Origin of the sequence: Methylobacterium sp. WL8 (assembly GCF_008040045.1) — a bacterium.
In the GTDB taxonomy this organism is placed as follows: Bacteria; Pseudomonadota; Alphaproteobacteria; order Rhizobiales; family Beijerinckiaceae; genus Methylobacterium; species Methylobacterium cerastii.
The window spans coordinates 1-25,095 of the sequence record NZ_VRVF01000073.1; the positions used below are offsets into that span (position 1 = coordinate 1).

27 protein-coding genes and 1 tRNA gene are annotated in these 25,095 nt (G+C 70.8%); 10 read left to right on the forward strand and 18 right to left on the reverse strand.

The annotated features are described in order from the left end of the window. Window positions 1-149 precede the first annotated feature (149 nt). Complete coding sequence (gene purD / locus FV234_RS20800) at window positions 150-1,430, forward strand: phosphoribosylamine--glycine ligase (protein ID WP_147831381.1); 1,281 nt, start codon at window positions 150-152, stop codon at window positions 1,428-1,430. Window positions 1,431-1,520: 90 nt separating this feature from the next. Here purD and rlmB read toward each other — a convergent pair whose 3' ends face one another. Continuing rightward, the gene (gene rlmB, locus FV234_RS20805; protein WP_238271817.1) at window positions 1,521-2,498 is read right to left on the reverse strand and encodes a 23S rRNA (guanosine(2251)-2'-O)-methyltransferase RlmB; all 978 of its coding nucleotides are present in this window, start codon (window positions 2,496-2,498) and stop codon (window positions 1,521-1,523) included. A gap of 232 nt (window positions 2,499-2,730) precedes the next feature. Between rlmB and FV234_RS20810 the strand changes: the two genes are divergently transcribed. Both FV234_RS20810 and FV234_RS20815 read left to right on the forward strand, forming a co-directional pair. Beyond that, window positions 2,731-2,805 (forward strand) — tRNA-Glu (locus FV234_RS20810). Window positions 2,806-3,300: 495 nt separating this feature from the next. After that, entirely contained in the window at window positions 3,301-3,579 is a 279-nt protein-coding gene (locus FV234_RS20815; RefSeq protein WP_238272984.1) for a hypothetical protein, read from the forward strand. A gap of 58 nt (window positions 3,580-3,637) precedes the next feature. On the opposite strand, the gene FV234_RS20820 is transcribed toward FV234_RS20815, so the two are convergent. Next, on the reverse strand, window positions 3,638-3,850 hold the full coding sequence (locus FV234_RS20820) for a hypothetical protein (protein ID WP_147752466.1): 213 nt from the start codon (window positions 3,848-3,850) through the stop codon (window positions 3,638-3,640). A gap of 217 nt (window positions 3,851-4,067) precedes the next feature. Here FV234_RS20820 and FV234_RS20825 point away from each other — a divergent pair, with 217 nt between their 5' ends. Beyond that, on the forward strand, window positions 4,068-4,307 hold the full coding sequence (locus FV234_RS20825) for a hypothetical protein (RefSeq protein WP_147752467.1): 240 nt from the start codon (window positions 4,068-4,070) through the stop codon (window positions 4,305-4,307). A 131-nt stretch (window positions 4,308-4,438) separates the two neighbouring features. Here FV234_RS20825 and FV234_RS20830 read toward each other — a convergent pair whose 3' ends face one another. Further along, window positions 4,439-5,320: an aldo/keto reductase family oxidoreductase gene (locus tag FV234_RS20830; RefSeq protein WP_147831383.1), complete on the reverse strand. Its 882-nt coding sequence runs from the start codon at window positions 5,318-5,320 to the stop codon at window positions 4,439-4,441. 91 nt (window positions 5,321-5,411) lie between these two features. Between FV234_RS20830 and FV234_RS20835 the strand changes: the two genes are divergently transcribed. Then, the gene (locus FV234_RS20835; RefSeq protein ID WP_147831384.1) at window positions 5,412-6,311 is read left to right on the forward strand and encodes a LysR family transcriptional regulator; all 900 of its coding nucleotides are present in this window, start codon (window positions 5,412-5,414) and stop codon (window positions 6,309-6,311) included. A gap of 25 nt (window positions 6,312-6,336) precedes the next feature. Here FV234_RS20835 and FV234_RS20840 read toward each other — a convergent pair whose 3' ends face one another. Both FV234_RS20840 and FV234_RS20845 read right to left on the reverse strand, forming a co-directional pair. Then, window positions 6,337-6,822, reverse strand: a complete 486-nt coding sequence (locus FV234_RS20840) for a DUF302 domain-containing protein (protein ID WP_147831386.1) — start codon at window positions 6,820-6,822, stop codon at window positions 6,337-6,339. Window positions 6,823-6,955: 133 nt separating this feature from the next. Then, complete coding sequence (locus FV234_RS20845) at window positions 6,956-7,909, reverse strand: alpha/beta hydrolase (RefSeq protein WP_187273749.1); 954 nt, start codon at window positions 7,907-7,909, stop codon at window positions 6,956-6,958. A 134-nt stretch (window positions 7,910-8,043) separates the two neighbouring features. Here FV234_RS20845 and FV234_RS20850 point away from each other — a divergent pair, with 134 nt between their 5' ends. The 4 genes from FV234_RS20850 to FV234_RS20865 all read left to right on the forward strand — a co-directional run bounded on the left by FV234_RS20850 (window position 8,044) and on the right by FV234_RS20865 (window position 14,167). Continuing rightward, the gene (locus FV234_RS20850; protein WP_147831390.1) at window positions 8,044-8,997 is read left to right on the forward strand and encodes a GlxA family transcriptional regulator; all 954 of its coding nucleotides are present in this window, start codon (window positions 8,044-8,046) and stop codon (window positions 8,995-8,997) included. 329 nt (window positions 8,998-9,326) lie between these two features. Further along, window positions 9,327-10,454 carry an efflux RND transporter periplasmic adaptor subunit gene (locus tag FV234_RS20855; protein WP_147831392.1) on the forward strand — a complete coding sequence of 376 codons (1,128 nt, stop codon included), beginning with the start codon at window positions 9,327-9,329 and terminating at the stop codon, window positions 10,452-10,454. Continuing rightward, a complete protein-coding gene (locus tag FV234_RS20860) occupies window positions 10,451-13,558 on the forward strand; it encodes an efflux RND transporter permease subunit (protein WP_147831395.1) in 3,108 nt (1,035 codons plus the stop codon). Before FV234_RS20855 ends, FV234_RS20860 begins: the two co-directional genes overlap by 4 nt. Window positions 13,559-13,624: 66 nt before the next feature. Then, the gene (locus FV234_RS20865; RefSeq protein ID WP_147831397.1) at window positions 13,625-14,167 is read left to right on the forward strand and encodes a TetR family transcriptional regulator; all 543 of its coding nucleotides are present in this window, start codon (window positions 13,625-13,627) and stop codon (window positions 14,165-14,167) included. Between the two features lie 99 nt (window positions 14,168-14,266). Here the strand turns inward: FV234_RS20865 and FV234_RS20870 are convergent, their stop codons facing one another. The 8 genes from FV234_RS20870 to FV234_RS20905 all read right to left on the reverse strand — a co-directional run bounded on the left by FV234_RS20870 (window position 14,267) and on the right by FV234_RS20905 (window position 21,503). After that, window positions 14,267-15,808, reverse strand: coding sequence for a hypothetical protein (locus FV234_RS20870; protein ID WP_147831399.1), 1,542 nt, complete (start codon window positions 15,806-15,808; stop codon window positions 14,267-14,269). Beyond that, complete coding sequence (locus FV234_RS20875) at window positions 15,805-16,734, reverse strand: class I SAM-dependent methyltransferase (RefSeq protein ID WP_147831401.1); 930 nt, start codon at window positions 16,732-16,734, stop codon at window positions 15,805-15,807. The genes FV234_RS20870 and FV234_RS20875 overlap by 4 nt, the downstream gene beginning before the upstream one ends. Further along, window positions 16,731-18,704 (reverse strand): NAD-dependent epimerase/dehydratase family protein, encoded by a 1,974-nt coding sequence (locus tag FV234_RS20880; protein WP_147831403.1) that lies wholly within the window; start codon window positions 18,702-18,704, stop codon window positions 16,731-16,733. Before FV234_RS20880 ends, FV234_RS20875 begins: the two co-directional genes overlap by 4 nt. Further along, the gene (locus tag FV234_RS20885) at window positions 18,701-19,606 is read right to left on the reverse strand and encodes a transketolase (protein ID WP_147813363.1); all 906 of its coding nucleotides are present in this window, start codon (window positions 19,604-19,606) and stop codon (window positions 18,701-18,703) included. Before FV234_RS20885 ends, FV234_RS20880 begins: the two co-directional genes overlap by 4 nt. Before the next feature lie 70 nt (window positions 19,607-19,676). Next, the gene (locus FV234_RS20890) at window positions 19,677-20,405 is read right to left on the reverse strand and encodes a transketolase (RefSeq protein WP_147831405.1); all 729 of its coding nucleotides are present in this window, start codon (window positions 20,403-20,405) and stop codon (window positions 19,677-19,679) included. A gap of 334 nt (window positions 20,406-20,739) precedes the next feature. Then, on the reverse strand, window positions 20,740-20,898 hold the full coding sequence (locus FV234_RS20895) for a YqaE/Pmp3 family membrane protein (protein WP_147831407.1): 159 nt from the start codon (window positions 20,896-20,898) through the stop codon (window positions 20,740-20,742). Window positions 20,899-21,027: 129 nt separating this feature from the next. Then, entirely contained in the window at window positions 21,028-21,264 is a 237-nt protein-coding gene (locus FV234_RS20900) for a hypothetical protein (RefSeq protein ID WP_238272987.1), read from the reverse strand. Then, window positions 21,261-21,503: a hypothetical protein gene (locus tag FV234_RS20905; protein ID WP_187273750.1), complete on the reverse strand. Its 243-nt coding sequence runs from the start codon at window positions 21,501-21,503 to the stop codon at window positions 21,261-21,263. Before FV234_RS20905 ends, FV234_RS20900 begins: the two co-directional genes overlap by 4 nt. A gap of 202 nt (window positions 21,504-21,705) precedes the next feature. On the opposite strand from FV234_RS20905, the gene FV234_RS20910 reads away from it, so the two are divergent. Beyond that, window positions 21,706-22,119, forward strand: a complete 414-nt coding sequence (locus FV234_RS20910; RefSeq protein WP_147831412.1) for an RNA polymerase sigma factor region1.1 domain-containing protein — start codon at window positions 21,706-21,708, stop codon at window positions 22,117-22,119. 45 nt (window positions 22,120-22,164) lie between these two features. On the opposite strand, the gene FV234_RS20915 is transcribed toward FV234_RS20910, so the two are convergent. From FV234_RS20915 to FV234_RS20935, 5 genes are all read right to left on the reverse strand, one after another. Continuing rightward, the gene (locus FV234_RS20915; RefSeq protein WP_147752484.1) at window positions 22,165-22,608 is read right to left on the reverse strand and encodes a DMT family transporter; all 444 of its coding nucleotides are present in this window, start codon (window positions 22,606-22,608) and stop codon (window positions 22,165-22,167) included. A 36-nt stretch (window positions 22,609-22,644) separates the two neighbouring features. Beyond that, entirely contained in the window at window positions 22,645-23,088 is a 444-nt protein-coding gene (locus tag FV234_RS20920) for a DMT family transporter (protein WP_147831414.1), read from the reverse strand. Between the two features lie 189 nt (window positions 23,089-23,277). Further along, window positions 23,278-23,832, reverse strand: coding sequence for a hypothetical protein (locus FV234_RS20925; protein WP_147831416.1), 555 nt, complete (start codon window positions 23,830-23,832; stop codon window positions 23,278-23,280). An 8-nt stretch (window positions 23,833-23,840) separates the two neighbouring features. Next, the gene (locus FV234_RS20930) at window positions 23,841-24,308 is read right to left on the reverse strand and encodes a hypothetical protein (RefSeq protein ID WP_147831418.1); all 468 of its coding nucleotides are present in this window, start codon (window positions 24,306-24,308) and stop codon (window positions 23,841-23,843) included. Between the two features lie 68 nt (window positions 24,309-24,376). Next, complete coding sequence (locus tag FV234_RS20935) at window positions 24,377-24,877, reverse strand: hypothetical protein (RefSeq protein WP_147831421.1); 501 nt, start codon at window positions 24,875-24,877, stop codon at window positions 24,377-24,379. Window positions 24,878-25,095 lie beyond the last annotated feature (218 nt).

Below are 25,095 nucleotides of genomic sequence, written 5' to 3' on the forward strand. Positions count from 1 at the left end.
GGGCGGGACCAGGGGCATGGCCGAAGTGCTATGCGGACGCGGCGGCGAGGTCAAAGCCCGCCGCAGGACGGTGGATCCGGTGCACGACGCGCACCTTCGTGCGATAGGACCCTTTCCCCGGTCCCGGATTTCGGGAACACCCTGATCCCATGAACATCCTCCTCGTCGGCAACGGCGGCCGCGAACACGCCCTCGCCTACGCCCTTGCGAAAAGCCCGCTCTGCACCCGTCTGTTCACGGCGCCGGGCAATCCCGGCACCGCCCGGCACGGCGAGAACCGGCCGGAGCTGGACGTCGCCGACCACGGCGCGGTCCGCGCCTTCTGCGAAGCCGAGCGCGTCGGCCTCGTCGTGATCGGGCCGGAGGCGCCGCTGGTCGCCGGCCTCGTCGACGACCTGACCCGGGCCGGCATCCGCGCCTTCGGGCCGACCCGGGCCGCCGCGCAGCTCGAAGGCTCGAAGGGCTTCACCAAGGCGCTGTGCAGCGAGCGCGGCATCCCGACGGCCGGCTACGGCCGCTTCGCCGCCCTCGACCCGGCGCTCGCCCACGTGCGCGCCAAGGGCGCCCCGATCGTGGTGAAGGCCGACGGCCTGGCCGCCGGCAAGGGCGTCACCGTCGCCGAGACGGTGGAGCAGGCCGAGGGCGCGCTGCGGGCGCTGTTCGCCGATGCGGGCGCGGAGGTGGTGATCGAGGAGTGCATGTTCGGCGAGGAGGCGAGCTTCTTCGCCCTGTGCGACGGCACCCGGGCGATCGCCATGGGCACCGCGCAGGACCACAAGCGCGTCTTCGACGGCGACCGCGGCCCCAACACCGGCGGCATGGGCGCCTACTCGCCGGCCGGCATCGTCACGCCCGCGATCGAGCGGACCGTGATGGAGACGATCATCCAGCCGACGCTCGACGGCATGCGCGCGCGCGGCACGCCGTTCACCGGCATCCTCTATGCCGGCCTGATGCTGACCGCGGACGGGCCGAAGCTGATCGAGTACAACACCCGCTTCGGCGACCCCGAGGCGCAGGTGCTGATGCCGCGCCTCGCCTCCGACCTCGTCCCCGCTTTGCTCTCGGCCTGCGACGGCAACCTCGCCGGCGTCAGCCTGGAGTTCGACGCCTCGCGCGCCGCGCTCACCGTGGTGATGGCGGCGGCCGGCTATCCCGGCACGGTGGTGCGCGGCTCGACCATCCGCGGCATCGCCGACGCCGAGCGCGACGGCGCCCTGGTGTTCCAGGCCGGCACCCGCGCCGAGGGCGAGGCCATTCTGGCCGACGGCGGCCGCGTGCTCGCGGTCACCGCGCTCGGCGACAGCGTGCTGGAGGCGCAGGCCCGCGCCTACGCGGCCGTGGCCCGCATCGACTGGCCGGAAGGGTTCTGCCGCCGCGACATCGGCCAGCGCGCCGTCGCCCGCGAAGTCGCCGGCCAAGGCATCTAATTTTTTGCGATTGGGCGACGCGGGTGTGTCCCGCGCCGCGCCCAGTCCGGACGCCACCTGCGGGACACCCGGTCCGGCAGGTCCGAAAAATCAGCGGCCGAGGGCGTAGAGGGCGATCGCGGCGGCGTTCGAGACGTTGAGGCTGCGGATCTCGCCGGTGAACGGGATCTTGGCGAGCACGTCGCAGCAGGCGCGGGTGCGCTCGCGCAGACCCTTGCCCTCGGCGCCGAGGACGATGACCGCGGGCCGCGTCGGCGTGAGCGTGTCGAGGCCGGTCTCGGCGTCGGAATCGAGGCCGATGCGGGTGAACCCCTGCTCGCCGAGGGTGATCAGCGCCTCGGCCAAATTGCGGACCACCAGGAACGGCACGTGCTCGAGGCCGCCCGAGGCGGATTTCGCCAGCACGCCGGTGGCGCCCGGCGCGTGGCGCGCCGTGGTGACGATGCCGGTGACGCCGAAGGCCGCGGCGGTGCGCACGATGGCGCCGACGTTGTGCGGATCGGTGATCTGGTCGAGGGCCAGCAGCAGCGCGTCGGCCGGCAGCGCGTCGAGGCCGGGCGAGGCGAGGGGGTCGGCCTCGAGGTAGAGGCCCTGATGCACCGCATCCGCCCCGAGCAGCCGGTTGATGTCGGCCGGCCGCACGAGCTCGGGCTCGATCCGCAGGGTTCCGAGCTCCTCGACGAGGCGCGCGGCGCCGTTCTCGGTGGCGAGCAGCCGGTGCAGCTTCCGCTCGGCGTTGCCCATCGCCTGCACCACGGGGTGGAAGCCGTAGAGCACGGCGGCCCCCTCGTGCGCCGGCTGCGGGCCGGCCGGCCGCGGCCGCTGGCCGTAGGCCGGCTTGCCGAAGCCGGGTTTGCCGAAAGCCGGCCTTCCGAAGCCGGGCTTGCCGTAACCGGACTTGCCGTCACCAGGCTTGCCGTAGCTCGGCTTCCCATACCCTGGCTTGCCGAAGCTGGACTTGCCATAGCCCGACTTGCCGTGATCAGCTTGGCCGAAGCCGGGCTTGCGCACCTCGGACCCGGCCGGCCGGCCGCCGTCCTCGCCGCCGTCGTCGCTCTCGCTCGCCATCCGCTCAAACCATTCCAGAACCGTGCTGCGCGCGACCGCGCAGGCAGACCAGCGCCCCGCCAAGGCGCGCGAAGCGGCAGCGTTAGCACGCCCGGGACGAAGTTGCCGCACCCGCCCGGCGGCGCCGTCCCACCCCATCCGCGACAAACCGGCCCGCCACCGCCTCACAAGCCACGATCCGCCCGTTGCCCTCCGCCCGCGGTCCGACTATAGAAACCTCGGCCCAGCGCCAGCGCCCTTCGTCTATCGGTTAGGATGTCAGCCTTTCACGCTGAAGAGGCGGGTTCGACTCCCGCAGGGCGCGCCAACACATCTAAGCTTTGCGCCGATTCTTGCGCCTGTCGCATGAGAGACTTCTCATCGGGCGTCTTCCGGCCTCGCTGAGGGCGTTGCGCCCAACATGGCATCTCCCGCCACGATCCGGATCATCGAGCGCTTCCGCGTCGAGCCCGCCGCCGTTCGGTCTGACCGCTTCGACAGACTGCATTGAATCGTCCGTACAGCGCTCTCGAATGCAGCGCCGGACATGATCCTGGGTCTGCACGACCGCGTGGCCGAGGTTCGACTTCCGTGCTCGCCGTTCGACGCGTGGCGTGCGATCCGAAAGCACCGGGGGTTGCTTCGGTATCGGCTCGACGCCGAGCAGCGGTCCAATAGGATTTCAAAACCCTGCGGTCCTGATGCCTGAGTGCTCTGGCAGCCACACTGGGGATCGACGTTCGTCGATACGGACACGCTGCCACACTTTGTCCCTGACAGTCGCACAAGCCTCGGCTCCTCTTTCGGGGCAGGCGAGGGCGTGATGGCGATGAACGAACAAGCGGATGCCGGGGTCGTCGTGCCGTTTCCTGCGCGGATCTCCGCTGCGGTCGCGGATGCGGACACCGCCTCCATCATCGCCGTGCTGCAGGACCAGCTCGACCTGGCGCGCGAAGGCAAGCTGCGCTCGGTCGCCGTCGTGTCCGTGTCCGCGGATGGCGAGGCGGTCGGCACGCAGTGGTCGTGCAAGGGGGCCGACATCACCGGCCTGATCGGCAAGTTGACCGTCCTGACGCACGATTTGATGGCGGCGCGGAAGTAGAGGCCGCCCGGTCTTCACGCCGGACCGTGAAAGCCGCGGCGTTCGGTATCGAACCGGCTCAGGTCCCGGTAGGCTCCGGCAGCTTCGGAGGGGGTGGTTCGGCGATGTCGCGATACCAGCGCCAGCGGGCTTTGCTGACGCGTCGTCGCTGGCCGGTCGCGTCGACGAAGTAGCCCGCGACGACCGCGTCGGGATCGGCGTTCACCAAGAGGCAGTAGGTGCGGGCCATCTGGATCGCGTTGATCTGGTCGAGCAGCGTTTTCCGGGTCACGACCCCTCACAATCGAAAAAGACACGCCCCCGCCATACTGGGCTAAGTTTTCGTCAACCAACCGCCTCTATTGCCTGCGAGGCAGGGTTCATCAGGCGACGCGGCGGATTTCAGTGCCGCGCCGGTCCTGTCCCGTGATCCTCCCTTCATCCATCGCTATGTCTCGGATCACGGCCATGGGGCCGCCGGCCGAGCGCGACAGTCAGGATTGGCGTCCGTGAACTTCACCGTCACCGCTCGCATCTCGGCACAACGGTTCTCGCACCACTACACGTCAATGCTGGACGCCCTGGAGCAAGGCCTCTCGCTGCAGGCCTCCGGTCTATCCGATGTCCGGATCGTCGACGCCAACGGTCAGGCGCGCACGCCGGCCGCGATCTATCAGCTGCTGTTCGGGCCTAGGGACGTCGCCCCGATCGTCGAAGGATCGATCGCCGCCCTGCCTTTGGCTGCCTGACACCCGCTCTCCGCGACGGCAGCCGGGCGGGCGCCGTCGCCCCGCCCGCGATCCGAAGCGTGCGTCAGGACGCACGGGCGCAAGGCCGCCCGGCGAGATCACCCGCCGGACGGGGTGCGCGATGAAGCGGTTCAGGCGCCCTCGCTCGCAGGCGTGATCGCGTCGAGTTCGGCGAGGACGTCGTCGGGCAGCGTCAGGCGGGCTGAGGCGAGGTTCTGGCGCAGGTGCTCGATCGACGACGTGCCGGGGATCAGCAGCACGTTGGGCGCACGCCGCAGCAACCAGGCCAGGGCGACCTGCATCGGCGTCGCGCCCAAGCGTCCGGCGACCGCGGACAGCGTCTCGGATTGCAGCGGGCTGAAGCCCCCGAGCGGGAAGAACGGAACGTAGGCGGTGCCGGCGCCCGCGAGTTCGTCGATCAGGGCGTCGTCGTCTCGGTGCGCGAGGTTGAACTGGTTCTGCACGCAGACGATGTCCGTGATGCGCCGCGCGTCCGCCACCTGTCGCCGCGTCGCGTTGCTGAGGCCGATGCTGCGGATCAAGCCTTGCCGCTGCAGGTCCGCCAGCACCGTGAGCGGCGCCTCGATCGCGCCTTCGGCCGGCCCGTGCACGTCGAACATCAGGCGCAGGTTGACCACGTCGAGGACGTCGAGGCCGAGATGGCGCAGGTTGTCGTGGACCGCCTGCACCAGCTCGTCCGCCGCGAAGGCCGGGTTCCACGAGGCGTCGGGGCCGCGCCTCGCGCCGACCTTGGTGACGATCACCAGGTCGTCGGGATACGGATGCAGCGCCTCGCGGATCAGCTGGTTGGTCACGTGCGGTCCGTAGAAGTCGCTGGTGTCGATGTGGTCGACGCCCTGCGCCACCGCCTCACGCAGCACCGCGACCGCCGCCCGGCGATCCTTCGGCGGCCCGAACACGCCCGGCCCGGCAAGCTGCATGGCGCCGTATCCGATCCGCTTCACGGTGCGATGTCCGAGCGCGAACGTCCCGGCCGATGCGATCATGGTCATGTCTAATCTCCCTTGCCGCCCGGGATGTAGACGGGCGCGATTGATCGGATAAGCAGGCATTCTCGGTACGGGCTGTTCGGGATTTCGAACGATGGCGACACACCTCGCGGACTTGGCGGCCTTCGTCGCCGTGGCGCGGGCCGGCGGCTTCCGGGACGGCGCCCGCGCCGGCGGCGGCAGCGCGTCGGGCCTCAGCGAGGCCGTGAGCCGGCTCGAGCGCGGCCTCGGCGTGCGCCTGCTGAACCGGACCACGCGCAGCGTCGCCCCCACCGAGGCGGGCGCCCGGCTGCTCGAACGGCTCGGGCCGGCCCTGGGCGAGGTCGACGCCGCCCTCGACGTGGTCAACGGTTTTCGCGACCGTCCGGCGGGAACCCTGCGGCTCAACGTGCCGGTCAGCGCCGCCCGGCTGGTCCTGCCCGCGATCGTGCCGCCGTTCCTGGCGGCCTATCCCGAGATCCGGCTCGAGGTGGTGGCCGAGGACGGCTTCGTCGACGTGCTGGCGGCGGGCTGCGATGCCGGCATCCGCTACGACGAGCGGTTGGAGCAGGACATGATCGCGGTGCCGATCGGCCCGCGCCGGCAGCGCTTCGCCACGGTGGCCTCGCCGGCCTATCTCGACCGCCACGGCCGGCCGCAGCACCCGCACGACCTCCTGCGCCACGCCTGCATCGGCGGGCGCTTCTCCAGCGGTGCCACGCTGGCCTGGGAGTTCGAGCAGGCGGGCGAGGTGGTCCGCATCCATCCGACGGGACCGCTGACGGTGCGCGTCGGCGGCGCCACGGATCTCGCGGTCGAGGCCGCGATCGCGGGCGTCGGCATCCTCACCCTGTTCGAGGACTGGCTGCGGCCCCACCTCGACACGCAGGCGCTGGAGCCGGTGCTCGAACCGTGGTGGCAGGGGTTTTCGGGCCCGTACCTGTACTATCCCGGCCGCCGCCACCTTCCCGCGCCGCTGCGCGCCTTCGTCGACTTCATCGGCCTCAAACGCTGATGCGCAGGCGGCCGGGACGCGGCGGTCACGCCGCCGCGGCGAGGACGCCACGGAGTTGCTCGTCCAGGTCGGCCGCGACGCCGTCGACCTCCGGCGTTCCGAACTGCCCGAAGGTCGTGACCGGGCGATCGTACTCGAACGCGACGCCGCCCTCGGTGTCCTCGCGCAGGAGCACGCGGATCGGCGCGTACAGGGCGGCCGAGAGGACGTGCCGGGTCATCCGCGCGGCCGTCAGCGGGTTGCCGATGTCGTACTGGATCGCCTTGCGGGCGAGCCCGGCGGTGAGAAGCAGGCCGCCATGGTCGCGGGCGCCGAAGATCGAGAGCGGCGCCTGCCGTTCGAGCAGGTCGCGCGCCGCGTCCACATGCCCGTCCCGCAGGAGCGCAGCGTAGGCGTGGTCGAGGGGAGGCACCGCGGCTTCCAGCGCCTCCCGCACCGCCGCGAAGGGTTTTGCCGAGCGAAGCGTCACGTGCTCCACCGTGACGCGGGTCGAGGTCATGGGGTCGGTCATCGGCTCGGCTCCAAGGTCATCGGCTCGGCTCCAAGGTCATCGGCTCGGCTCCAAGGTCATCGGCTCGGCTCCAAGAATGAACGGGCGAATGGCAGGGCGAATGCGGTGATGCAGTGCGGCGGCACGCCGTGCCTCACGAGGCGGCGCGGGCCTTCGTCGCCGCGAGGATGATGTCGGCCCAGGCCTGCGGGCGTTCCAGCGCGCTGAAGTGCCCGGTCCGTTCGAGGGTGACGACGGAGGGCGAGGGCACGGCCGCCTCGACGCCGGCGCGATCCCGCGGCGTCGACCAATCCTTGTCGCCCCAGACGAGCGTCACGGGCGCGGTGATGGACCGGTAGCGGGCGCGGGCGGCGACGAAGCTCGGGAGGGCCTTGAGCAGCGTCCGCGACGCCGTGCTGTAGCCGGCGCGGGCGCCGACGCGGGCGTACTCGTCGAGGAGGTCCGCGGGCAGGCTGCTCGGGTCGTGGAAGCCGCCGCTCATGATGCCGCCGGTGATGGTCCGGTTCTCCAGGGCCGCGAAGACCGGGCCGACGACCGGTGCGCGCACGCTCTTGATGATGATCGACGCGAGCAGGTTCGAGCGCTCGAGGCCCGGCCGGTAGTCGTAGGTGTTGAAGGCGAAGACCTGCTCGACCCTGTCGCCGAGCTCCGCGGCGAGGGAAAGCGAGAGCGTCGCCCCGATCGACTCGCCGGCCAGGATCGGCCGCGCGATGCCGAGCTCGGCGATGAAGCCCATCAGGGCCGCCCGAAGGGTGGGCTCGTCCTTGGGAAGGCTTGGCTTCAGGTCCGACCAGCCGAAGCCCGGCAGGTCGAGCGCGTAGATCGTGAAGTGCGGCGACAGCAGCGGGATCACGCGCTGGAACAGGTCGAGCTGCGTGCGCACGGTGTGGGTCAGCACCAGAGCCGGGCCATGGCCCACGCGGACGTAGCGGATGCGCGTCCCGTCCCTCAGGGTCGCGTGGGCGATCTCGCCGGAGGCGAGCCAGCGGCGCGTGTAGGCATCGGCGTCCGTGCCGGCGGCGACGGGGGAGGGCGCGGTCATGGCGATCGGGTTCATGGCGGTCGGGTTCATGGCGATGGGGTTCATGGCGATCGGGTTCCTGGGCGACGGGGGCGAGGCCGGGTGGCATCCACGTCCGTTGCGATGAAACCTAGACGGCCTCCGGCATATCCCATATGTCGAAGATCCACCCTTTTCGGACATTCGTCGCGAGGTCCGCCATGCCGTCCATCGGTGTCGTGCTGTTCCCCGGCTTCCAGGCGATGAACCTGGCTCCTCTGACGGCGTTCGAGATCGCCAACCTAGTGGTCGGCCACGACTTCTACGCGGTGACGTTCCTGTCCGAGGCCGGCGGGCCGATCCGGACGTCGATCGGGATGGTCGTCGACACCGAGCCCTTCGCGGGCCGGTGCTTCGACACGGTCCTCGTGGTCGGCTCGATCAAGGTCGGCCCGTCGGCCCCCGGCCTGATCGCGCGGTTGCGCGAGACGGCCGCCACCGCGCGCCGCGTCGCCGCGACCTGCACGGGGGCGTTCCTCCTGGCCGAGGCGGGCCTGCTCGACGGTAGGCGGGCGGCGACCCATTGGGCCCACGCCCGTGACCTGCAGCGGCTCCACCCGTCGATCCAGGTCGACGACGACCGCATCTTCGTCTCCGACGGCAACGTCTGGACCTCGGCCGGGATGACGGCCGGGATCGACCTCACGCTGGCCCTGGTCGAGGACGACCTCGGCCCCGAGATGGTGAAGGGGATCGCGAAGAACCTCGTCGTCTACCACCGCAGGACGGGCGGCCAGTCGCAGTTCTCGGCCCTGCTGGAGCTTCAGCCGCGGTCCGACCGGGTCCAGACGGTCCTGGCCTATGCCAGGGGCAATTTGAAGAACGCGCTCTCCGTCGAGGAGCTGGCGGAGGCCGCCCGCCTGAGCCCGCGCCAGTTCAGCCGCGTCTTCCGGGAGGAGACCGGCCAATCGCCCGCCAAGGCGGTCGAGAACCTCCGCCTGGACGCCGCCCGGACGATGCTGGAGGACGGCCGGCATTCGCTGGACACGGTGGCCCGGGAGACGGGCTTCGCCGACCGGGAGCGGATGCGGCGCGCCTTCCTCCGCGCGTTCGGCCAGCCGCCCCAAGTCATCAAGCGGAACGCGCGCCACCACGGGGCGTCTCAGGGCGCCTGAGCCGCCGCGACGCCCTCGCAGGGCGCTTGCAGATGGCACCGCACCGTCATTCCGGGTCGCCGCAGGCGAGCCCGGAATCCAGAACCGCCGACGGTACAAAGTCCGGCTCGACCTGCGTGTCTGGATCCCGGGCTCCGCTGCGCGGCCCCGGGATGACGCGGTGCTGCCGGTGGAAGTCCGGAGACCAAATCGGCATCGGCAATCGCCCTGCCGGCCGCGCGGCCACGAATGCGTCCGCCCCCTCCGACGACGCCCATTGACGCCGACCGTGCGCCCTAATAGATGATGATCATAATTTTACGACCGAGCAGACGGCGACGGGGGCGGCGATGTTGCGAAGACTGGTTCTGGGGCTCGCGGGCGTCGCCCTGACCGCCTGCGCGCCGGCGAAGACGGCGGTGACGCCGGAGCCGCCCCTGGTCCAGGTCGCCGAGGTCGTCCCCGGTCCCGGCGCCGTGTCGCGCTACACCGGCGTGATCCGCGCCCGCACCGAGAGCAACCTCGGCTTCCGGGTCGGCGGCAAGATCTTCGAACGCCTCGTCGACCCAGGCGACCGCGTGCGCCTCGGCCAGCCCCTGATGCGCCTCGACCGCACCGACTTCACCCTCGCGCTCGCCGCCGCCCGCGCCTCCGTCGAGGCGGCCCGCGCCCAGATGATCAAGGCCAAGGCCGACGAGGAGCGCAGCCGCAAGCTGGTCGCCGACGGCTGGACCTCGAAGCAGACCTACGACCAGAACAAGGGCGCGGCCGACGCCGCCATCGCCCAGTTCGCCAACGCCGAGGCCCAGGCCAGCCAGATCCAGAACCAGGCGGGCTACGCCGAGCTCCAGGCCGACGCCGACGGCGTGGTCATGGAGGTGCCCTCCGAGCCCGGCCAGGTGGTCGCGGCCGGCCAGACCGTGGTCAAGCTCGCCCGCGACGGGGCGCGCGAGGCGGAGGTGTTCCTGCCCGAGGGCAGCCGCCGCGCCGCCAAGGGCGAAGCCTCCGGTACCAAGGGCGAAGCCTCCGGCACCAAGGGCGAAGCCTCCGCCACCCTCTACGCCGAGGGCGCGGCGACCTATCCGGCGCGCCTGCGCGAGCTGTCCGCCACCGCCGACCCGGCCACGCGCACCTACCGGGCGCGCTACATCCTCTCGGGCGGCGGCGAGGCCGCGCCCTTGGGCGCCACGGTGACCCTTCAGCTCAAGGACCTCGACGCCGCCCGGGCCGGATCGGTGGAGGTGCCGCTCGCGGCCTTGTTCGACCAGGGGCAGGGTCCCTCGGTCTGGCGCTACGACGCCGCCAGCGAGACCGTCCAACCGCAGGCCGTGCGGGTCGCCCGCATGGGCGAGGAGCGGGCCGACGTCGTCGCCGGACTGAACCCCGGCGATCGGATCGTGGCGCTCGGGGCCCACCTCCTCAAGGCCGGCGAGAAGGTCCGCCAGGCGCCCGCCGGCATGACCGGGGTGGTGCGATGAGCGGCTTCAACCTCTCGGCCCTCGCCGTCCGCGAGCGGGCCGTCACCCTGTTCCTGCTGATCGCGCTCATCGGCGCCGGCTTCTTCGCCTTCGAGAAACTGGGGCGCGGCGAAGACCCGAGCTTCGCCGTCAAGACGATGGTCGTCTCGGCGGCGTGGCCCGGGGCGACGACGGACGAGATGCAGCGCCAGGTCGCCGACCCCCTGGAGAAGCGCCTGCAGGAACTGTTCTACTACGACCGCGCCGAGACCACGGTGCGCCCCGGCCTGCTGCTGATCAAGGTGTTCTTCAAGGACAACATGCCGCCGGCCAAGCTGCAGGCGGAGTTCTACCAGACTCGCAAGAAGCTCTCCGACCAGGCCTCCAGCCTTCCGCGCGGGGTGATGGGGCCGCTGTTCAACGACGAGTTCTCGGACGTCTACTTCTCGCTCTACGCGCTCCAGGCCAAGGGGCTGCCGCACCGCCAGCTCGTGCTGCGCGCCGAGGACCTGCGCCAGCGCCTGCTGCGGGTGCCGGGCGTCGAGAAGATCAACATCCTCGGCGAGCAGGCGCAGAAGATCTTCGTGGAGATCTCCTACCAGCGCCTCGCGACGCTCGGCATCACCGGCCAGCAACTGCTGGCCTCGCTGGCCAACCAGAACGACGTGACCCCGGCCGGCTTCGTCGAGGCGGCGGGTCCGCGCGTGTACCTGCGCCTCGACGGGGCGATCGACGGGCTCGACGCCATCCGAAATCTGCCCGTGGCCGCCGGCGACCGCAGCCTCAAGCTCGGCGACGTCGCCGAGGTGAAGCGCGGCTACGAGGACCCGAAGGTCTTCGCGATCCGCAACGACGGCGAGCCCGCCCTGATCCTCGGCCTGGTGATGAAGCCCGGCTTCGACGGCCTCGCGCTCGGTGCGGCGCTGAACGCCGAGGAGGTGGCGATCCACCACGAGACGCCGGCGGGTATCGGCTTCACCAAGATCACCGACCAGGCCAAGGTCATTGACGAGGCCATCCACGAGTTCATGGTCAAGTTCTTCACCGCCCTCGGCGTGGTGATCTTCGTCTCCCTGGTGGCGCTCGGATTCCGGGTCGGCATCGTGGTGGCGCTGGCGGTGCCGCTCACCCTCTCGGCGGTGTTCGTGGTGATGATGGTGACGGGGCGCGACTTCGACCGCATCACGCTCGGCGCCCTCATCATCTCGCTCGGGCTGCTGGTCGACGACGCCATCATCGCCATCGAGATGATGGTGGTGCGCATGGAGGAGGGCTACGACCGCGTCGAGGCGGCGACCTACGCCTGGCGCTCGACCGCCGCGCCGATGCTCACCGGCACCATCGTGACCATCGCGGGCTTCCTGCCGGTGGGCTTCGCCGCCTCCACGGCGGGCGAGTATGCCGGCAACATCTTCTGGGTGGTGGCCTTCTCGCTGATCGTCTCCTGGATCGTGGCGGTGACCTTCACGCCCTATCTCGGCGTCAAGCTGCTGCCGAACATCAAGACGGTGGAAGGCGGCCACGGGGCGATCTACGCCACCAGGAACTACGAGCGCCTGCGCCGGGTCGTGCGGATGTCCGTCGACCACAAGTGGCTGGCCGCCGGCATCACCGTGGGCCTGTTCGCGCTCGCCGTGGTCGGCATGGGCCGCGTCGAGCAGCAGTTCTTTCCGAACTCCGAGCGCCCCGAGCTCATCGTCGAGGTGACCCTGCCGACGGGCTCCGCCTTCGCCACCACCGAAGCCAGCGTCAAGCGGATCGAGACGGCCGTGCGCGACCTGCCCGAGGCGCGCGAGATCACGAGCTATGTCGGCCAGGGCATGCCCCGCTTCGTGCTCTCCTTCGATCCCGAATTGCCCGATCCGGCCTTCGCGCAGATCGTGGTGCAGACCGCCGACGCCCAGGCCCGCGACGCCTTGCGGATCAAGGTGCGCAAGCTCGTCGACGAGGGCCGCTTCCCAGAGGCGCGGGTGCGGGTGCTGCAGATCGTGTTCGGCCCGCCGGTCCGCTTCCCCGTCGCCTTCCGGGTGGTCGGACCCGACCTCGACGTGATCCGCGGCATCGCCGAGGAGGTCCGAGGGGTGATGGCGAGCAATCCCAACATGCGGATGGTCCACCTCGACTGGGGCGACAGGACGCCGAGCCTGCGCCTCGCCTTCGACCAGGAGCGCCTGCGCCTGATCGGCCTGACCCCGAAGGAGGCCGCCCAGCAACTGCAGAGCTACCTCAACGGGACGCCCGCCACCCAGGTGCGCGAGAACCTGCGCGCCGTCGACGTCGTCCTGCGCAGCCCCGGCCCGGAGCGGCGCTCGCTCGGCGAGGTCGGCGACCTGACGCTGACGACCAAGGACGGGCGCCAGGTGCCGGTCTCTCAGGTGGCCCGCCTCGAGAGCCGGACCGAGGACGCGGTGCTCAAGCGCTACAACCGCGAGGCCTACATCCGTGTGCAGGGCGACGTCCTCGACGGCCTGCAGCCGCCCGACATCCACGCCCAGGTCTTCCCCCTCCTCGAACCGATCAAGGCGAAGCTCCCGCCGGGCTACCGCATCGACACGGCCGGGTCGGTGGAGGAGAGCGCCAAGGCGATGACGGCGCTGGTCGCGGTGTTCCCGATCATGCTGATCGTGACGCTGACGGTGATCATGCTGCAGGTGCGCTCGTTTTCCACGATGTTCATGGTGTTCGCCACCGCGCCGCTCGGCCTCGTGGGCGCCGTGCCGACCCTGCTGGTCTTCCAGCAGCCCTTCGGCTTCAACGCGATCCTCGGGCTGATCGCGCTGTCGGGCATCCTGATGCGCAACACCCTGATCCTGGTGGACGAGATCCACCACGACCAGGCGGCGGGCCTGGCGGATTACGACGCCATCGTGGAATCCACCGTGCGCCGGGCCCGGCCCGTGATCCTGACGGCGGCCGCGGCCATGCTGGCCTTCATCCCGCTCACCCACTCGGTGTTCTGGGGGGCGCTCGCCTACGTCCTCATCGGCGGCGTCGGCGTCGGCACGCTGATGACCCTGCTGTTCCTGCCCGCCCTCTACGCCCTGTGGTTCCGGGTCGGGCGGGCGACGCGCGAACGGCGCGTCGCCGCCGATGACCAGGCGATGCCAGTGCCGGCCGAGCCTTGAGCCGGGCCCTTCTTGGGAGGGCAGGTCGCCTTTATATCGTCGTCGGACACGCCGAAGGATCGGGCCATGCCGAGAGTCTCGCAGGAACAGGCCAGGATCAACCGACAGCGCGTCGTCGAAGTCGCCGCGGCCCTGTTCCGCGAGCGCGGCCTCCACGGCGTCGGGGTCGTGGACATCATGGCCGCCGCCGGCCTGACCCATGGCGGCTTCTACGGCCAGTTCGCCAACAAGGATGCTTTGGCGGCCGAAGCCTTCGATACCGCGCTGGCGGAAGAATACCGGGGCACGACCCACACCGTGGTCGCGAACTACCTGTCCCTCGACCACGTCCGCACGCCGGGGAAGGGCTGCCCGCTGGCGGCGCTCGCCAACGACGTCTCGCGGGAAAGTGCAGGCAGCGCCGTCCGGGGACGATTCGCGCAAGGGATCGAAGGCCTCGCCTCCATCGTCGCCAACCTAACGCCGAAGGCGTCGAAGGAGCGGCGCCGGCAACGCGCCCTGGCGACGGTGGCGACCCTCGTCGGCGCCGTCGTCCTGGCCCGGGCCGTCGACGACGAGGCGCTGGCAACGGAACTGCTCCAGGCCGCGCAAGCCTCGATCGCGCCGTGACGCGCGTCGGCGGATTGGCCGCCGCGTAAGCCGTCCCGCCGCGGCGTTCTCGCCGCCGCCGTCGGCTCGTCGAGCGACGCCACGCGCCGACGGCGGATGCTAGTTCCGCGCGCTTCGGAGAGACTCGGCGACCTTCATAGGGTCGGTCTCCGAAACACGGTCCGGCCAACATGTCGGCCTCGCGCTAACCTCCAAGACGCGCTGCGGAACGGCCAAGATCCTCCCGGCGACAGAGGATTCGATGACCGCTTTGCGCGCCAGATAGTGGAAGAGCGGCCCGTCGTTCGGCGGGAACCGCGACGCATCGAGCAGGGTGCAGTCGCTGATCGCGAAGGCGGGTTTCAGGAAGGCCCGGCCGATTTCGTAGATGGGCGCGCCGGCGCCGAGCAGGACGACGGCGATCGTCGCGACCCGCCGTCGGGGCCTGCACGGGGCGGTCGCGATTTCGCCGAAACGGAGGGCGAGGATGGCAAGCGCCGGAATGGAGGCGCGCATGACGAAGTCGAGCACGCCGAGCCGATACAAGGGGACGAACGACAGGACGAGGATGACGAGCGGCATGTCTGCGCCCAACACCGAGTCCCGGCGCTGAAGATCGGATCGCGATGCCGTATAGAGGATGACGAGGACAGGGCCGATTTCGACGAGCAGAAACAGGACGTATCTCGCAACGAAGCTCGCATCGATCGCCGCGAAGCCATGCGGAACGCGTCCGCCGTCGGCGAGCAGGTAGAGCAGCGTCGGCGCCAGTCCGACGGCGACGAAGATCGGAGCGGGCATCTGCCGAAGCCGCAGGCGTCCGCGCACACCATCCACGACGACGGCCCGCGCCAGGAACGGCAGCGCGCCGATCAGGCTGAGCGGCGACCAGAACGCGCAAAGCCCGAAGACGCACACCAGGCCGCCGAGGTCGAGGCGCCTGCGATGCCAGAGGAGGTAGGCAGCCACGAACGTCCAGCCCGAGGCGGCGTGGTTCGGCACCCAGAACACCTGCGTGACGTGCGAGGTGAATTGCTGGCCCGGCATCCAATGCTCGAGATGGGTCCCGAAGGCCAGCGGCTCGTCGAGGAGCCAAGCTCCGGCGACGTCCCAGCCTCCGAACAGGACGAAGATCGCAAGGACCGACCACGCGGCGCGCCGCGGCGTGGAGGCCTGCGCGAAGACGTAGAGGAGGCATCCGAACAGGACGCCGTTCTGCGCCAACAGCGCGACATGGGCCGCGCGCAACCCCAGGATTTTCCCGAACGCCGCCGGGACGAGGTACATCCCGAGCGGTGCGCGCAGGGTCGTCGCCTCGCCCAGGTAGCGATACCCCACCGGCCACGGCTCGGCGACGAGGTCTCGAAGGACGGCGTCGCGGATCAGCCAGTCGTCGTTCGCGTAGAAGACGTGCGCCTGGCCCCCGACGCAGCAGAGGGCGAAGCCGACGCCGAGCGCGCCTACCAGGAGCGGACCGTCGAGGGGGACCGGCTGCCGCAGCACCGCGCGCAGGGTCGCAAGGACGCCAACCACCGTGCAGGCCACGCAGGCGACGCCCAGGAGCGGGCTCGCGAGGTGCGTCGTCAGGAACGCGAGGTTCGGCAGCGCGACGAGGCAGAGAATCGTCGCGAAGGGAAGCTGTCCGAGGCGCGGCGCCGTCACGGGGTCGGCGCGACGGGCTTGCGCGCCACCGTCAACAGGTTCCCGACGTTCAGGCCGACGCGGAGCCGGCCGAGCCCGGTCGCATCCGCGCCGGCGATGGCGGCGGTCTTCATCGCACCCGGAAGGGGCAGGAGGCGCAACCAGTAGCGGAGGGGATAGGCGTTCCGGATCGCGGTGATCGCGACCTCGGAGAAGCCGGTGCGCGCAAGGAGCTTGTGCAGGCTGGCATGGCAGAACAGCTGCATGTGCTCGATGTCGATGATCGGCGACCGGCGCCCGAGCAGGCGGTTGATCGGCGCGCGGTGATCGTGGGTGACGAAGGCGAGCACCCCGCCGGGGCGCAGCAGCGAGAACGCGGCCCGGGTCAGCGCCAACGGATCGCGCACGTGCTCCAGCGTCATGAAGCATCCGATGAAGGACAGGCTCTCGGGCGCGTGGTCGGCGGGGTCGAACACGCCAACGCGGATGCGGTCGCGCAGGTCGGCGGCGGCGGCGACGGCCGCGCTCGAGGGCTCGACGCCCGTCACGTGGCGAAAGCCCAGGCGTTGCAGCTCGCGCAGGAAGCTTCCGGTGCCGGCGCCGATCTCCAGGGCGGCCCCGTCGCGGATGCCCGCATCGAGAAAGGGCGCCAGCGCCCGCGCGTAGGTCTGCGCCGCCAGGTCGGCTTCCTCGGAGGTGTCGTAGTCGGCGGCCGCGTAGGCGTCGGCCAGCGTTTCGGCACTGGGCGCCTCGGCCGCGTAGACGGTCTGGCAGGTCAGGCAGCGGACCAGCCGGAACGACATGAATTCCGGCCGCTTGCGCGAGGCGAAGCTGAAGCTGCCGATCCGCGCGGGATCGACGCTGGCCGAGAGGAACGGGGCCGAGCCGGCCTGGGAGGCGCCGCAGACCGGGCAGTCGCGACCGCGCAGGTCGTCGAGGAGGCTCATGGGATCGATCGTCCGTCCGGAAGGAGGTCGCTGGAGACGCCGTTGCGGATCAGCGCCGCGCGGATGAGGCGCGGGCGGCCCTTCACCTCCTCCATGATCTTGGCGACGTATTCCCCGACGAGACCGATCCCGAACAGGTTGAGGGCGCCGAAGAACAGGATCGCCAGCAGCAGGGTGGTCACGCCGCGCGGAGCGATGTCGGGCACGAGGAGGCGCGCGACGATCAGGCCGAGGCTCAGGATCGCGGTCAGGGCGAGGAGGCCCAAGCCGGATGCGGTCAGGATCTTCAAGGGCGTGTTGCTGAACGAGAAGATGCCGCGCTTGGCCCATTCGAGGTTCGAGAGGAGGTTGTTGGTGCTGGCGCCGAACATCCGCTTGGGGCGGACGTAGTCGACGCCGGTCTGGCGGAAGCCGACGTAGGCGCGCAGGCCGCGCATGAAGAGGTCGCGCTCGGGGCAGTTCAGCAGCCAGCCCACCACCCGCCGGTCCATCAGCGAGAAGTCGCCGGCGTCGTGCGGGATGCGGATGTAGCTGAAGGCCGCGAACACCCGGTAGAACGCCTTGTAGAGCAGCCCCCAGATCCAGGGCATGTCGCGCTCGACCCGGCGGCCGTAGACCACGTTCGCCCCGGCGAGCCACGCGGCGTAGAACTGCTCGATCAGCTCGGGCGGGTCCTGCAGGTCGCCGTCCAGCAGGACGCAGGCCTCCGCGGTGGCGAGCTCCATGCCGCTGCGGAAGGCCATCTGCGAGCCGAAGTTGCGCGAGTGGGTGATCCCGAGGACGTGCGGGTCGCGCGCCGAGATCTCGCGGATGCGCTCGCCGCAGCGATCGGGGCTGGCGTCGTTAACGAAGATGATCTCGTAGTCGACGTCGATCCGCTGGAACACCGCGGTGAGGCGGGCATGCATGACCGGCACCGCCTCCTCGTCCTTGTAGCAGGCGACGATGGCGGCGATCGAGCGCCGGCGCGGCGCCGACCCGTGGCGCTTGGTCAGGCCGGTCAGCGCCGGGTCCGCCTGACGCATCCATGCGGCGGTCCGGGTCAGGCCCTCGTCCAGGGACGTGCGGGCACGCCAGCCGAGGAGGCGCTCGGCCTTGGCGGGGTCGGATTGCCAGCGGGTCAGGTCCCAGCCGCGTGCCGGCATGTCCCCGAAGCGGGCCGCATCGGGGATCGCGAACGTCGTCTGCGCGAGGCTGGCGAGCTCGCGGATCGTCGTCTGGACGCCGGAGCCGATGTTGATCGACGCGCCGTAGAGATCGAGGTCCATCTTGGCGGCGGCGCGCACGAAGGCCTCGCAGACGTCGTCGACGTAGACGAAATCGCGCGCGATGCCGGGATCGACGAAGTCGGGGTAGCCGCGCTCCAATCCGCGCGCCACGACGGCGGGGATCAGGCGCGAGGCGTCTTCGTAGGGGCCGTAGACCGAGTAGAGCCGCAGGTTCACGACCGGCAGGCGCCGCGTCCGCCCGGCAAAGGTCAGGTAATGGCTCGCTGCGGCCTTCGACACGGCATAGGGGCTGTTGGGCCTCAGCTCCGCATCTTCCTTCGGCGCGTCCGAGTTGGAACCGTACTCGGAGGAGCTGCCGGCGTGGACGTAGGCCGCGAGCGTTCCGCCGGCCGCCAGCAATTCCACGAGGTTGACCATCGCGGTGAAGTTCGTCGCGTAGACGAGGTCGGCGTCCTGCTCGAAGGAGTAGGCACCGTAGGCGACGCAGTCGAAGACCGTGGCCGGGCGGATCGTCTCGACGAAGTTTCGGGCCGCCGAGCGGTCGTTCAGGTCGACCTCGACGAGATGGCTGGGGTCGACGTCGCGCAGGCGCGGGGCTGGAAGGTTGCGGACCACGGCGAACACGTCCGGCCGCACCGCCCGGATGGCCCGGAACAGGTTGCAGCCGACGAAGCCGCCCGCGCCGAGGACGACGATCGGGCCCTTGAGCGTTCCGATCCAGTGCGCGGAATCCGGGCTCATGCGGCGCCCATCGCCTGCACGGCGGCACGGATGCCGGGCGCATCGAGGCCGCTCTCCTGCCGGTGGAAGGCCTGCGAGCCGTAGGTCCCGGAGGGATACCCTTGCGCATTGAGCATGCGGAAGCCGTCGAGGCCGACGCCGGTCTCCAGGCACCACGCGGCGAGGCTTTGGCCCAGGCTCCCCTGCGCCACGTGCTCCTCCACGACGCAGAGGCGGCGGCTCTTCCGCAGGGCGGCGACGAACGCCTCCGGCGGCGGGCTGACACGCAGCGGCAGCTCGCAGACGGCCCAGATCTCGGCCGCGTCGTCTTCGAGGGCACTGAGGGTCGGACCGGCCATCGGGCCGACGACGACCACCACCGGGCCTGTCCCGGCACGCAGGCGACGCCACGGTGCGTAGGCCGGCGCGATCGTGCCCGCTGGCAACTCGCCGCGTCCCAGGCGGATATAGGCGGGGCCCGGAAGGGCTCCCGCCGCAGCGATCGTCGCGGCGACGTCCTCGTCGAAGGCCGGGATGAAGAGATGCAGGTTCGGCAGCGTCGAGAGGACGCCGTAATCCTCCAAGGCATGATGCGTGGCGCCCATGACGCCGTAGCCGTAGCCGCCGCCGTTGGCGAGGAGCCGGACGGGGAGGGCGTGCAGGCAGACGTCGTTGCGGATCTGCTCGAAGGCCCGCGCGTAGCAGAACGGCGCGATCGTGTAGGTCCAGGGCTCCATCCCCTCGCTCGCCATGCCGGCGGCGACGCCCACCATGTTCTGCTCGGCGATGCCGGCGTTGATGAAGCGCCGGTCCAGCACGTCGCGCAGGGGCTCCAAGGCGCCGAAGCCGAGGTCGCCCGTGAGGAAGACGAGGTCGGGCCGGGCCGCCCGTTCCACCAGGGCGTCGCAGAGTTGGCGCCTCACGGCACGCACCACAGGCTGGGTCGGGGGCGAAGGGATCGGTGGAGGTCGTCCGGCATGGCGTTCCGGCGCGTCATGCCCCGAGGCCTCCGATGCCGGTGACGGCCTCGCGATACTGGTCGTCGGTGAGCGGCAGGTAGTGGCTGTCCATCCGCCCCTCGATCGCGGGGACGCCGTAGCCCTTCACCGTATGGAGCACGACGAGCGTGGGCCGCTCCCGGCCGGCCGACAGGGCGCGGCGCATGTCGGCGAGATCGTGCCCGTCGGCCTCGCGGATCTCCACGTCGAAGCCGGCGAGCTTCGACGCCAGCGGCTCCATCGAGGCCACGTCCCGCGTGGTGCCGAAGCCCTGGAGCCGGTTGTTGTCGATCAGGATCGTCAGGTTCACGAGCTTGTTGTGGGCGGCGAAGATCAAGGCCTCGAGGGTCGACCCCTCCTGCCATTCGCCGTCGGAGGTCAGGCAGAAGACGTGCCCGGGCCGGTCCTGCAGCTGCATCGACAGGGCGAGGCCCGCCGCCAGCGAAACGCCGTGGCCGAGGCTGCCGGTCCCGAAGCGGATGGCGGGCACGCCCCGCGCCGGCGGATGCCCGGCGAGCCGGGTGCCCTCGCCATGGAAGCTGTCGAGCTCGGCGTCGGTGATGAGCCCGCGGCTCCACAGGGTGACGTAGTAGGCCCCCGCCGCGTGCCCCTTGGACAGGACGAACCGGTCCTGCGGACGAAGCATCTCGTGATGCAGGAGCATCATCGCATCGAAGGCCGACAGGTTGCCGCCGAGATGTCCCACACCCGCCGCGTGATGCATGGCCAGGAGCCGCCAGCGCGCCAAGCGCAACAGGCCGGATGCCAGGGTGCCGTCGGCCGATCTCGCGCCATCTGCGTTCGCTGCACGAACCTCCGCATTCTCAACGTGTTGTGCGCGAATCGCCATCGAACGGATCCAGACAGGTCCGGATCACGAACGCATGCGCGTAGTTATCAGGGCCTTAAGGCTCCGCCTCGCAGGCGATGGCGGGCGCGGACTTGGCGGTCCGCCGGCCATACGGCCCCGCGACCGCTCCGCGCCGGGACGTCCGATTTTTTGCGACGAGGGAGCGGGCTCCGCCGCCGCTGGCCTGCTGTCGCGAACCCCGACCGCCTCAGGCTTCCTTGAGCGTCACCATCAGGGCCCAGATCGTGGCGGGGATCCAGCCGATGACGGTGATGTGGAGCAGGATGCAGAGGATGCCCTGGATCACCTTCCCGCGCAGGAACATCGCCAGCCAGGGGGCCAGGAAACAGATGATGATCATGACCATGGCGTGCGGGGCTCCGTGAGCGTGGGGTGCGCCAGCCGTTCCGGCGCGTGCCCCCCACTCAGGTCGTTCCGGCCCGACTTGTTCCGAGGCCGCGATCGATCGCGCTCGCTCGGGCACGCCGAGGCTTCGTCACGGCTCGGCGGCGGCGGAAGGCTCCGGGTGCTCCAGGTCCTGCGCCAGATCGTGCAGCACCTGCTCCACCAGGGAGGGCCAGGGCACCCCGTGCTCCTGGAGTAGCATCGCGGCGGCGAGCAGCGCGTCGACCTGTGCCGGCAGGATCGGCCCACGCACCATCTGGGCGTAGCGAACCCGGGCGGCGAGCGCCGAGGAAAGGCGTTGAACCTGGGCGATCTTGTCCGCCGTCACGGTCTCGTCCTGCCGTCGCGCCAGGCGAAGAAGGCGGCCGCGACCAGGAATAGCAGGAGGCCCGACCACAGCCCGCCTTCGGTCGCCTTGGCCACGAACCAATCGCTGAGCGCGGGTGCCGCCGGATCCTGCCACCATCCGATCGCCGCGAGCCCGACGAAGAGCAACGCGAGCGTGAAGACGATGGCGACCGGGTAGGGCATCAGTTCGCGCTCTCTTCGATTGCGGTGATCCGGCACACGCCCTCGGTCCGTCGGCCGGACCGTACTGGACGGGTTCGGAACGCCGACGTCCGGCACCCCGTCGGCCAAGCCTCGACGGGGCCGTTCCTAAACCTCGCCTGCTTCGGCTGCCAGCCCCTCGCCCCGCGGACCTTCGAGCAGGCTGTCATGCCGTCGGCCTCGCGCCACATGAGAGAGCGGAGACGGCAGGAGGTCACGGATGGCAGGCACGATCGACCGCGCGACGCTGGACCGGCTGATCGCCCTCGGGCGGACGCGCGGGGAACTCACGGCGAGCGAGTTCGAGGCCGCAATTCCCGTCGACAGCCTCGACGTGGACGCCCTCGTCCTGGTGATGCTGGAGCTGGAAGAGGCGGGGGTGAGCGTGGAGCCGGATGCGTTCGGCCCGCGCGCCGAAACCGCCGTCACGCCGAGGCTGACGCTTGCGATGCCGGAGCCCGGGGTGCCGCGCGCGATCGCGGGCGGCGAGGGCGAGCCGGCGGTGAGCGTCACGCCGCCGCCTGCCGCGGACGCGAAAGGCGAGGCGGACGCGGACGAGCCGGTCGGACGGGTCGTCCTGCTCGCCGGCCTCGCGGTGCTGCTGATCCTCGGGGCGATCCTGGTTCTGGTCTGACGGACGAGGCAGGGCAGCCGGATAAACCGCCTCCGCAGGCGTCGATCAGAACCGCGCGACCAGGCCGACGCCGCCGATCATCAGGACGCCTCCGAGGAGACGCCAGACGCTCGCCTCGTGCACCTTGAAGCCGACGAGGCCGAAATGGTCGAGCAGGACCGAGGTGACGACGCCCGCCGTCACGATCAGCCCGAGGAAGCTGGCGGCGCCGATCTTCTTGGATACGTAGAGCTGCGCCACCGCGAGGATCGCGCTCAGCACGCCGCCCAGCCAGGCCCACCAGGGAACCTGCGCGAGGCGCTCCATCCCCGGCCAGCCATAGCGCCCCATCACGAGCATGATCACGGCGAGCGTCGCGATGCTGATGACGAGGCTGACCACGCCCGCCAGGAGCGGCTGCGCGAACGCTTTGGCGAGGCCGGCGTTCTGACCGGGCTCGATCGCGCTGGCGAGACCGGCCAGGAGCGCGAATCCATAGAGGAAGACCATGCGGAATCCTTGATCAGGCTGGGAAGACGTCGATCGTCAGAACACCGCCACCAGGGCGACGCCGCCGACCATCAGGACACCGCCGGCGATGCGCCACGGGCTGGCGCGACGGCGATCGAAGCCGACCAGGCCGTAATGGTCGAGGGCGATCGACCCGACCACGCCCGCGGTGATAACGCAGCCCAGGAACGGCGCGGCGCCGACCGATTGCGCGACGTAGAGCTGCGCCAGGACCACCGCGGCCCCGAGGATTCCGCCCGGCCAGGCCCACCAGGAAACGCTGGCGACCTTCTCTGCGCTCGGCCGGTCGAGCCGGCCGGTGACGACCATCGCCCCGATCAGGCACAGCATGGCGAGACCGAAGCAGAAGAGTCCCGCCAGCATCGGCTGGCCCGTGACCTTGGCCAAGGTGGCGTTCTGGCCGGGCTCGATCGCGTTGGCGACGCCGGCCAGCAGGGCGATGCCGTAGAGGTACCACATGGGCGTCCTACATCGGTGCTCGATGGATGAGGTGCCGGGTCTTCGATTGGACGAAAACCCGGACGTTCTTCTGCGCAACCGATCAAACCGCAGAACGACTGCATCACGGGAGCGCGAAGACCTCGGACAGATCGCCCCATGCGGCGCGCAGCGACGTGTCTGCATAAAAGCCGACGCAGGCGCGTCGCGTCAGCGATGGTAATCCGGTCGAAGCCGCCGCATCGCGCGAAGCTTCGTCGCCCGCACGGACGGGGTCTGCAGCAGGTCCGCGCAGAACAGGATCGGCAGGGGCACGAGCGGTTCCGAGACGGGCCCGTCCTTGTGCATGAGCGCCATCGGCGTCCGCGCCGCCGCGGCTTTGACGGCCGCATCGAGGGACATGAGCGGCTCGACGCCGCCGTGGCCGCGCTCCAGCACGACCGCGCCCCATCCGTGGCCCTGCTCCTTCAGGTACGCGGAATCCTGCGCCGTCAGGCAGGCGGCGAAGGCGTAGCCCTCGACGTCGCGACGGAGCGCGGCGGAGCCCGACGGCTCGCGGGCGGCGGCATCGAGCCGGAGCGTCGGCAGGACGGCGAGATCGAGAACGGCGAAACCGAGCAGGGCGACCCACGTGGTCGCCTTCCGAGAGATCGCAAACCGGCCTTCGCCACGCGTCGATGTTCGCACCATCATCCGGTCTCCGCTGTCGCCGGCGAACGAGGCCGCCGACATGTCGGCCGGTCGCTCGACGGAGCCGGGCCTCATGGAAAGTCTCACGGTTCGACCGCGACGACGTCGGTCGCGACGAGGTACGGGCTGCGCTTCGGTGCGGGTCCGGGCTCGGCAAGCAACGCGGCGCGCTCGGCGGTGACCAGGGCCACCCCCTGCCAGCGCGCGACGTCCTCACCCGGATCGGCCGCCTCGGCCGCGAGGGCGTAGGGGCTGCCGACCATGCTGCCCGTGGTCATCGGGCAACCGCCGTGATCCTCGGCCAAGGTCAGCGCCGCCCCGGCGGCGTCGAAGGCGAGGGTGCCGGAGATGCGCCGCGCCTCGCCCGGGTACCAGGTCTCGACGGTGCCATGGGCGCCCGACAGCGTCCCGTGCAGGAGGAAGATGCAGCTGAACGAAGGCATGCCCTCGACCCCGCCGCGGCCCTCGGCGAAGGCGCCGGCGACACGGTCGCCCTTCACCACCAGGGTGAGGCTGTCATAACGCCCAGAGCGCGGCGCAGGCTCGGCCATCGCCGCTCCGCACCAGGCCACCGCCGCGAGGGCACCGGACACGGCCCGGCGCGGCCGGGCCGCCCGGATCACAATCCCTGCTCCAGCACCTTCACCACGGCCTCCACCCGGTCCTTGTAGTCGGCCACGTTGGCGAAGGGCCGCCAGTTGACGTCGAGCACCCCGGCATCGAACCTCAGGCCGTTCGGGTAGTTCGAGGCCGGTGCGGTCTTCTCGTCGTAGCGGACCCGGATGCCCTTGAGCTTCGCCTTGAGAGCGTCGCGGCCCATCGGATCGCGGCCGACCTGCTTCAGCCCCGCCGCCAGCGGCTCGAAGATCGTCGTCTCGAAGTAGGCCGGGTCGGAATAGTACTTGTCGTCGCCGGGGATGGTGAGCTGGTCCCACGCCACCTCGACCGGCACCGGAAAGCCGGCCGCGTCCTGGATCGCCTTCTGCTGCGCCGGATAGCGGCCCTTGCGATAGGCGGCGATCGCCCGGCGCTCGGCCAGCCCGACCGTCGGCTCGGCCCGGACGGCGGATGCGCAGAGCAGCAGCGCGGCGGTGGCGAGCGCGTTTCGGCGTGAGAGCATGCGTGGCGTCTCCATCGGAATGCGCCGACCGTTCGTCGGCGCGGGCGGGTGAAGCGGCGAGCGAATGCTCGTCCAGGTTGCGGCGTCGAGGCCGCGGCGTCGGGCGGCGTCCGGCGCCGCTTTCGCCTGCCTAGCAGCTTCCGCACGGCGAATGGGAGAGGCGACGGGGCTCGGGCCGGCGGGGGCGGCTGCGCCCGACGCCAAACCTCTGGTATGGC

Excerpts from the sequence above, each read along its gene's own strand:
- purD (WP_147831381.1), top strand. The coding sequence starts at position 150 with ATGAACATCCTCCTCGTCGGCAACGGCGGCCGCGAACACGCCCTCGCC.
- rlmB (WP_238271817.1), bottom strand. The coding sequence starts at position 2,498 with ATGGCGAGCGAGAGCGACGACGGCGGCGAGGACGGCGGCCGGCCGGCC.
- FV234_RS20815 (WP_238272984.1), top strand. The coding sequence starts at position 3,301 with ATGGCGATGAACGAACAAGCGGATGCCGGGGTCGTCGTGCCGTTTCCT.
- FV234_RS20830 (WP_147831383.1), bottom strand. The coding sequence starts at position 5,320 with ATGACCATGATCGCATCGGCCGGGACGTTCGCGCTCGGACATCGCACC.
- FV234_RS20835 (WP_147831384.1), top strand. The coding sequence starts at position 5,412 with ATGGCGACACACCTCGCGGACTTGGCGGCCTTCGTCGCCGTGGCGCGG.
- FV234_RS20840 (WP_147831386.1), bottom strand. The coding sequence starts at position 6,822 with ATGACCGACCCCATGACCTCGACCCGCGTCACGGTGGAGCACGTGACG.
- FV234_RS20845 (WP_187273749.1), bottom strand. The coding sequence starts at position 7,909 with ATGAACCCCATCGCCATGAACCCGACCGCCATGAACCCGATCGCCATG.
- FV234_RS20850 (WP_147831390.1), top strand. The coding sequence starts at position 8,044 with ATGCCGTCCATCGGTGTCGTGCTGTTCCCCGGCTTCCAGGCGATGAAC.
- FV234_RS20855 (WP_147831392.1), top strand. The coding sequence starts at position 9,327 with ATGTTGCGAAGACTGGTTCTGGGGCTCGCGGGCGTCGCCCTGACCGCC.
- FV234_RS20860 (WP_147831395.1), top strand. The coding sequence starts at position 10,451 with ATGAGCGGCTTCAACCTCTCGGCCCTCGCCGTCCGCGAGCGGGCCGTC.
- FV234_RS20865 (WP_147831397.1), top strand. The coding sequence starts at position 13,625 with ATGCCGAGAGTCTCGCAGGAACAGGCCAGGATCAACCGACAGCGCGTC.
- FV234_RS20875 (WP_147831401.1), bottom strand. The coding sequence starts at position 16,734 with ATGAGCCTCCTCGACGACCTGCGCGGTCGCGACTGCCCGGTCTGCGGC.
- FV234_RS20880 (WP_147831403.1), bottom strand. The coding sequence starts at position 18,704 with ATGAGCCCGGATTCCGCGCACTGGATCGGAACGCTCAAGGGCCCGATC.
- FV234_RS20890 (WP_147831405.1), bottom strand. The coding sequence starts at position 20,405 with ATGCATCACGCGGCGGGTGTGGGACATCTCGGCGGCAACCTGTCGGCC.
- FV234_RS20895 (WP_147831407.1), bottom strand. The coding sequence starts at position 20,898 with ATGGTCATGATCATCATCTGTTTCCTGGCCCCCTGGCTGGCGATGTTC.
- FV234_RS20910 (WP_147831412.1), top strand. The coding sequence starts at position 21,706 with ATGGCAGGCACGATCGACCGCGCGACGCTGGACCGGCTGATCGCCCTC.
- FV234_RS20915 (WP_147752484.1), bottom strand. The coding sequence starts at position 22,608 with ATGGTCTTCCTCTATGGATTCGCGCTCCTGGCCGGTCTCGCCAGCGCG.
- FV234_RS20920 (WP_147831414.1), bottom strand. The coding sequence starts at position 23,088 with ATGTGGTACCTCTACGGCATCGCCCTGCTGGCCGGCGTCGCCAACGCG.
- FV234_RS20925 (WP_147831416.1), bottom strand. The coding sequence starts at position 23,832 with ATGAGGCCCGGCTCCGTCGAGCGACCGGCCGACATGTCGGCGGCCTCG.
- FV234_RS20930 (WP_147831418.1), bottom strand. The coding sequence starts at position 24,308 with ATGGCCGAGCCTGCGCCGCGCTCTGGGCGTTATGACAGCCTCACCCTG.
- FV234_RS20935 (WP_147831421.1), bottom strand. The coding sequence starts at position 24,877 with ATGCTCTCACGCCGAAACGCGCTCGCCACCGCCGCGCTGCTGCTCTGC.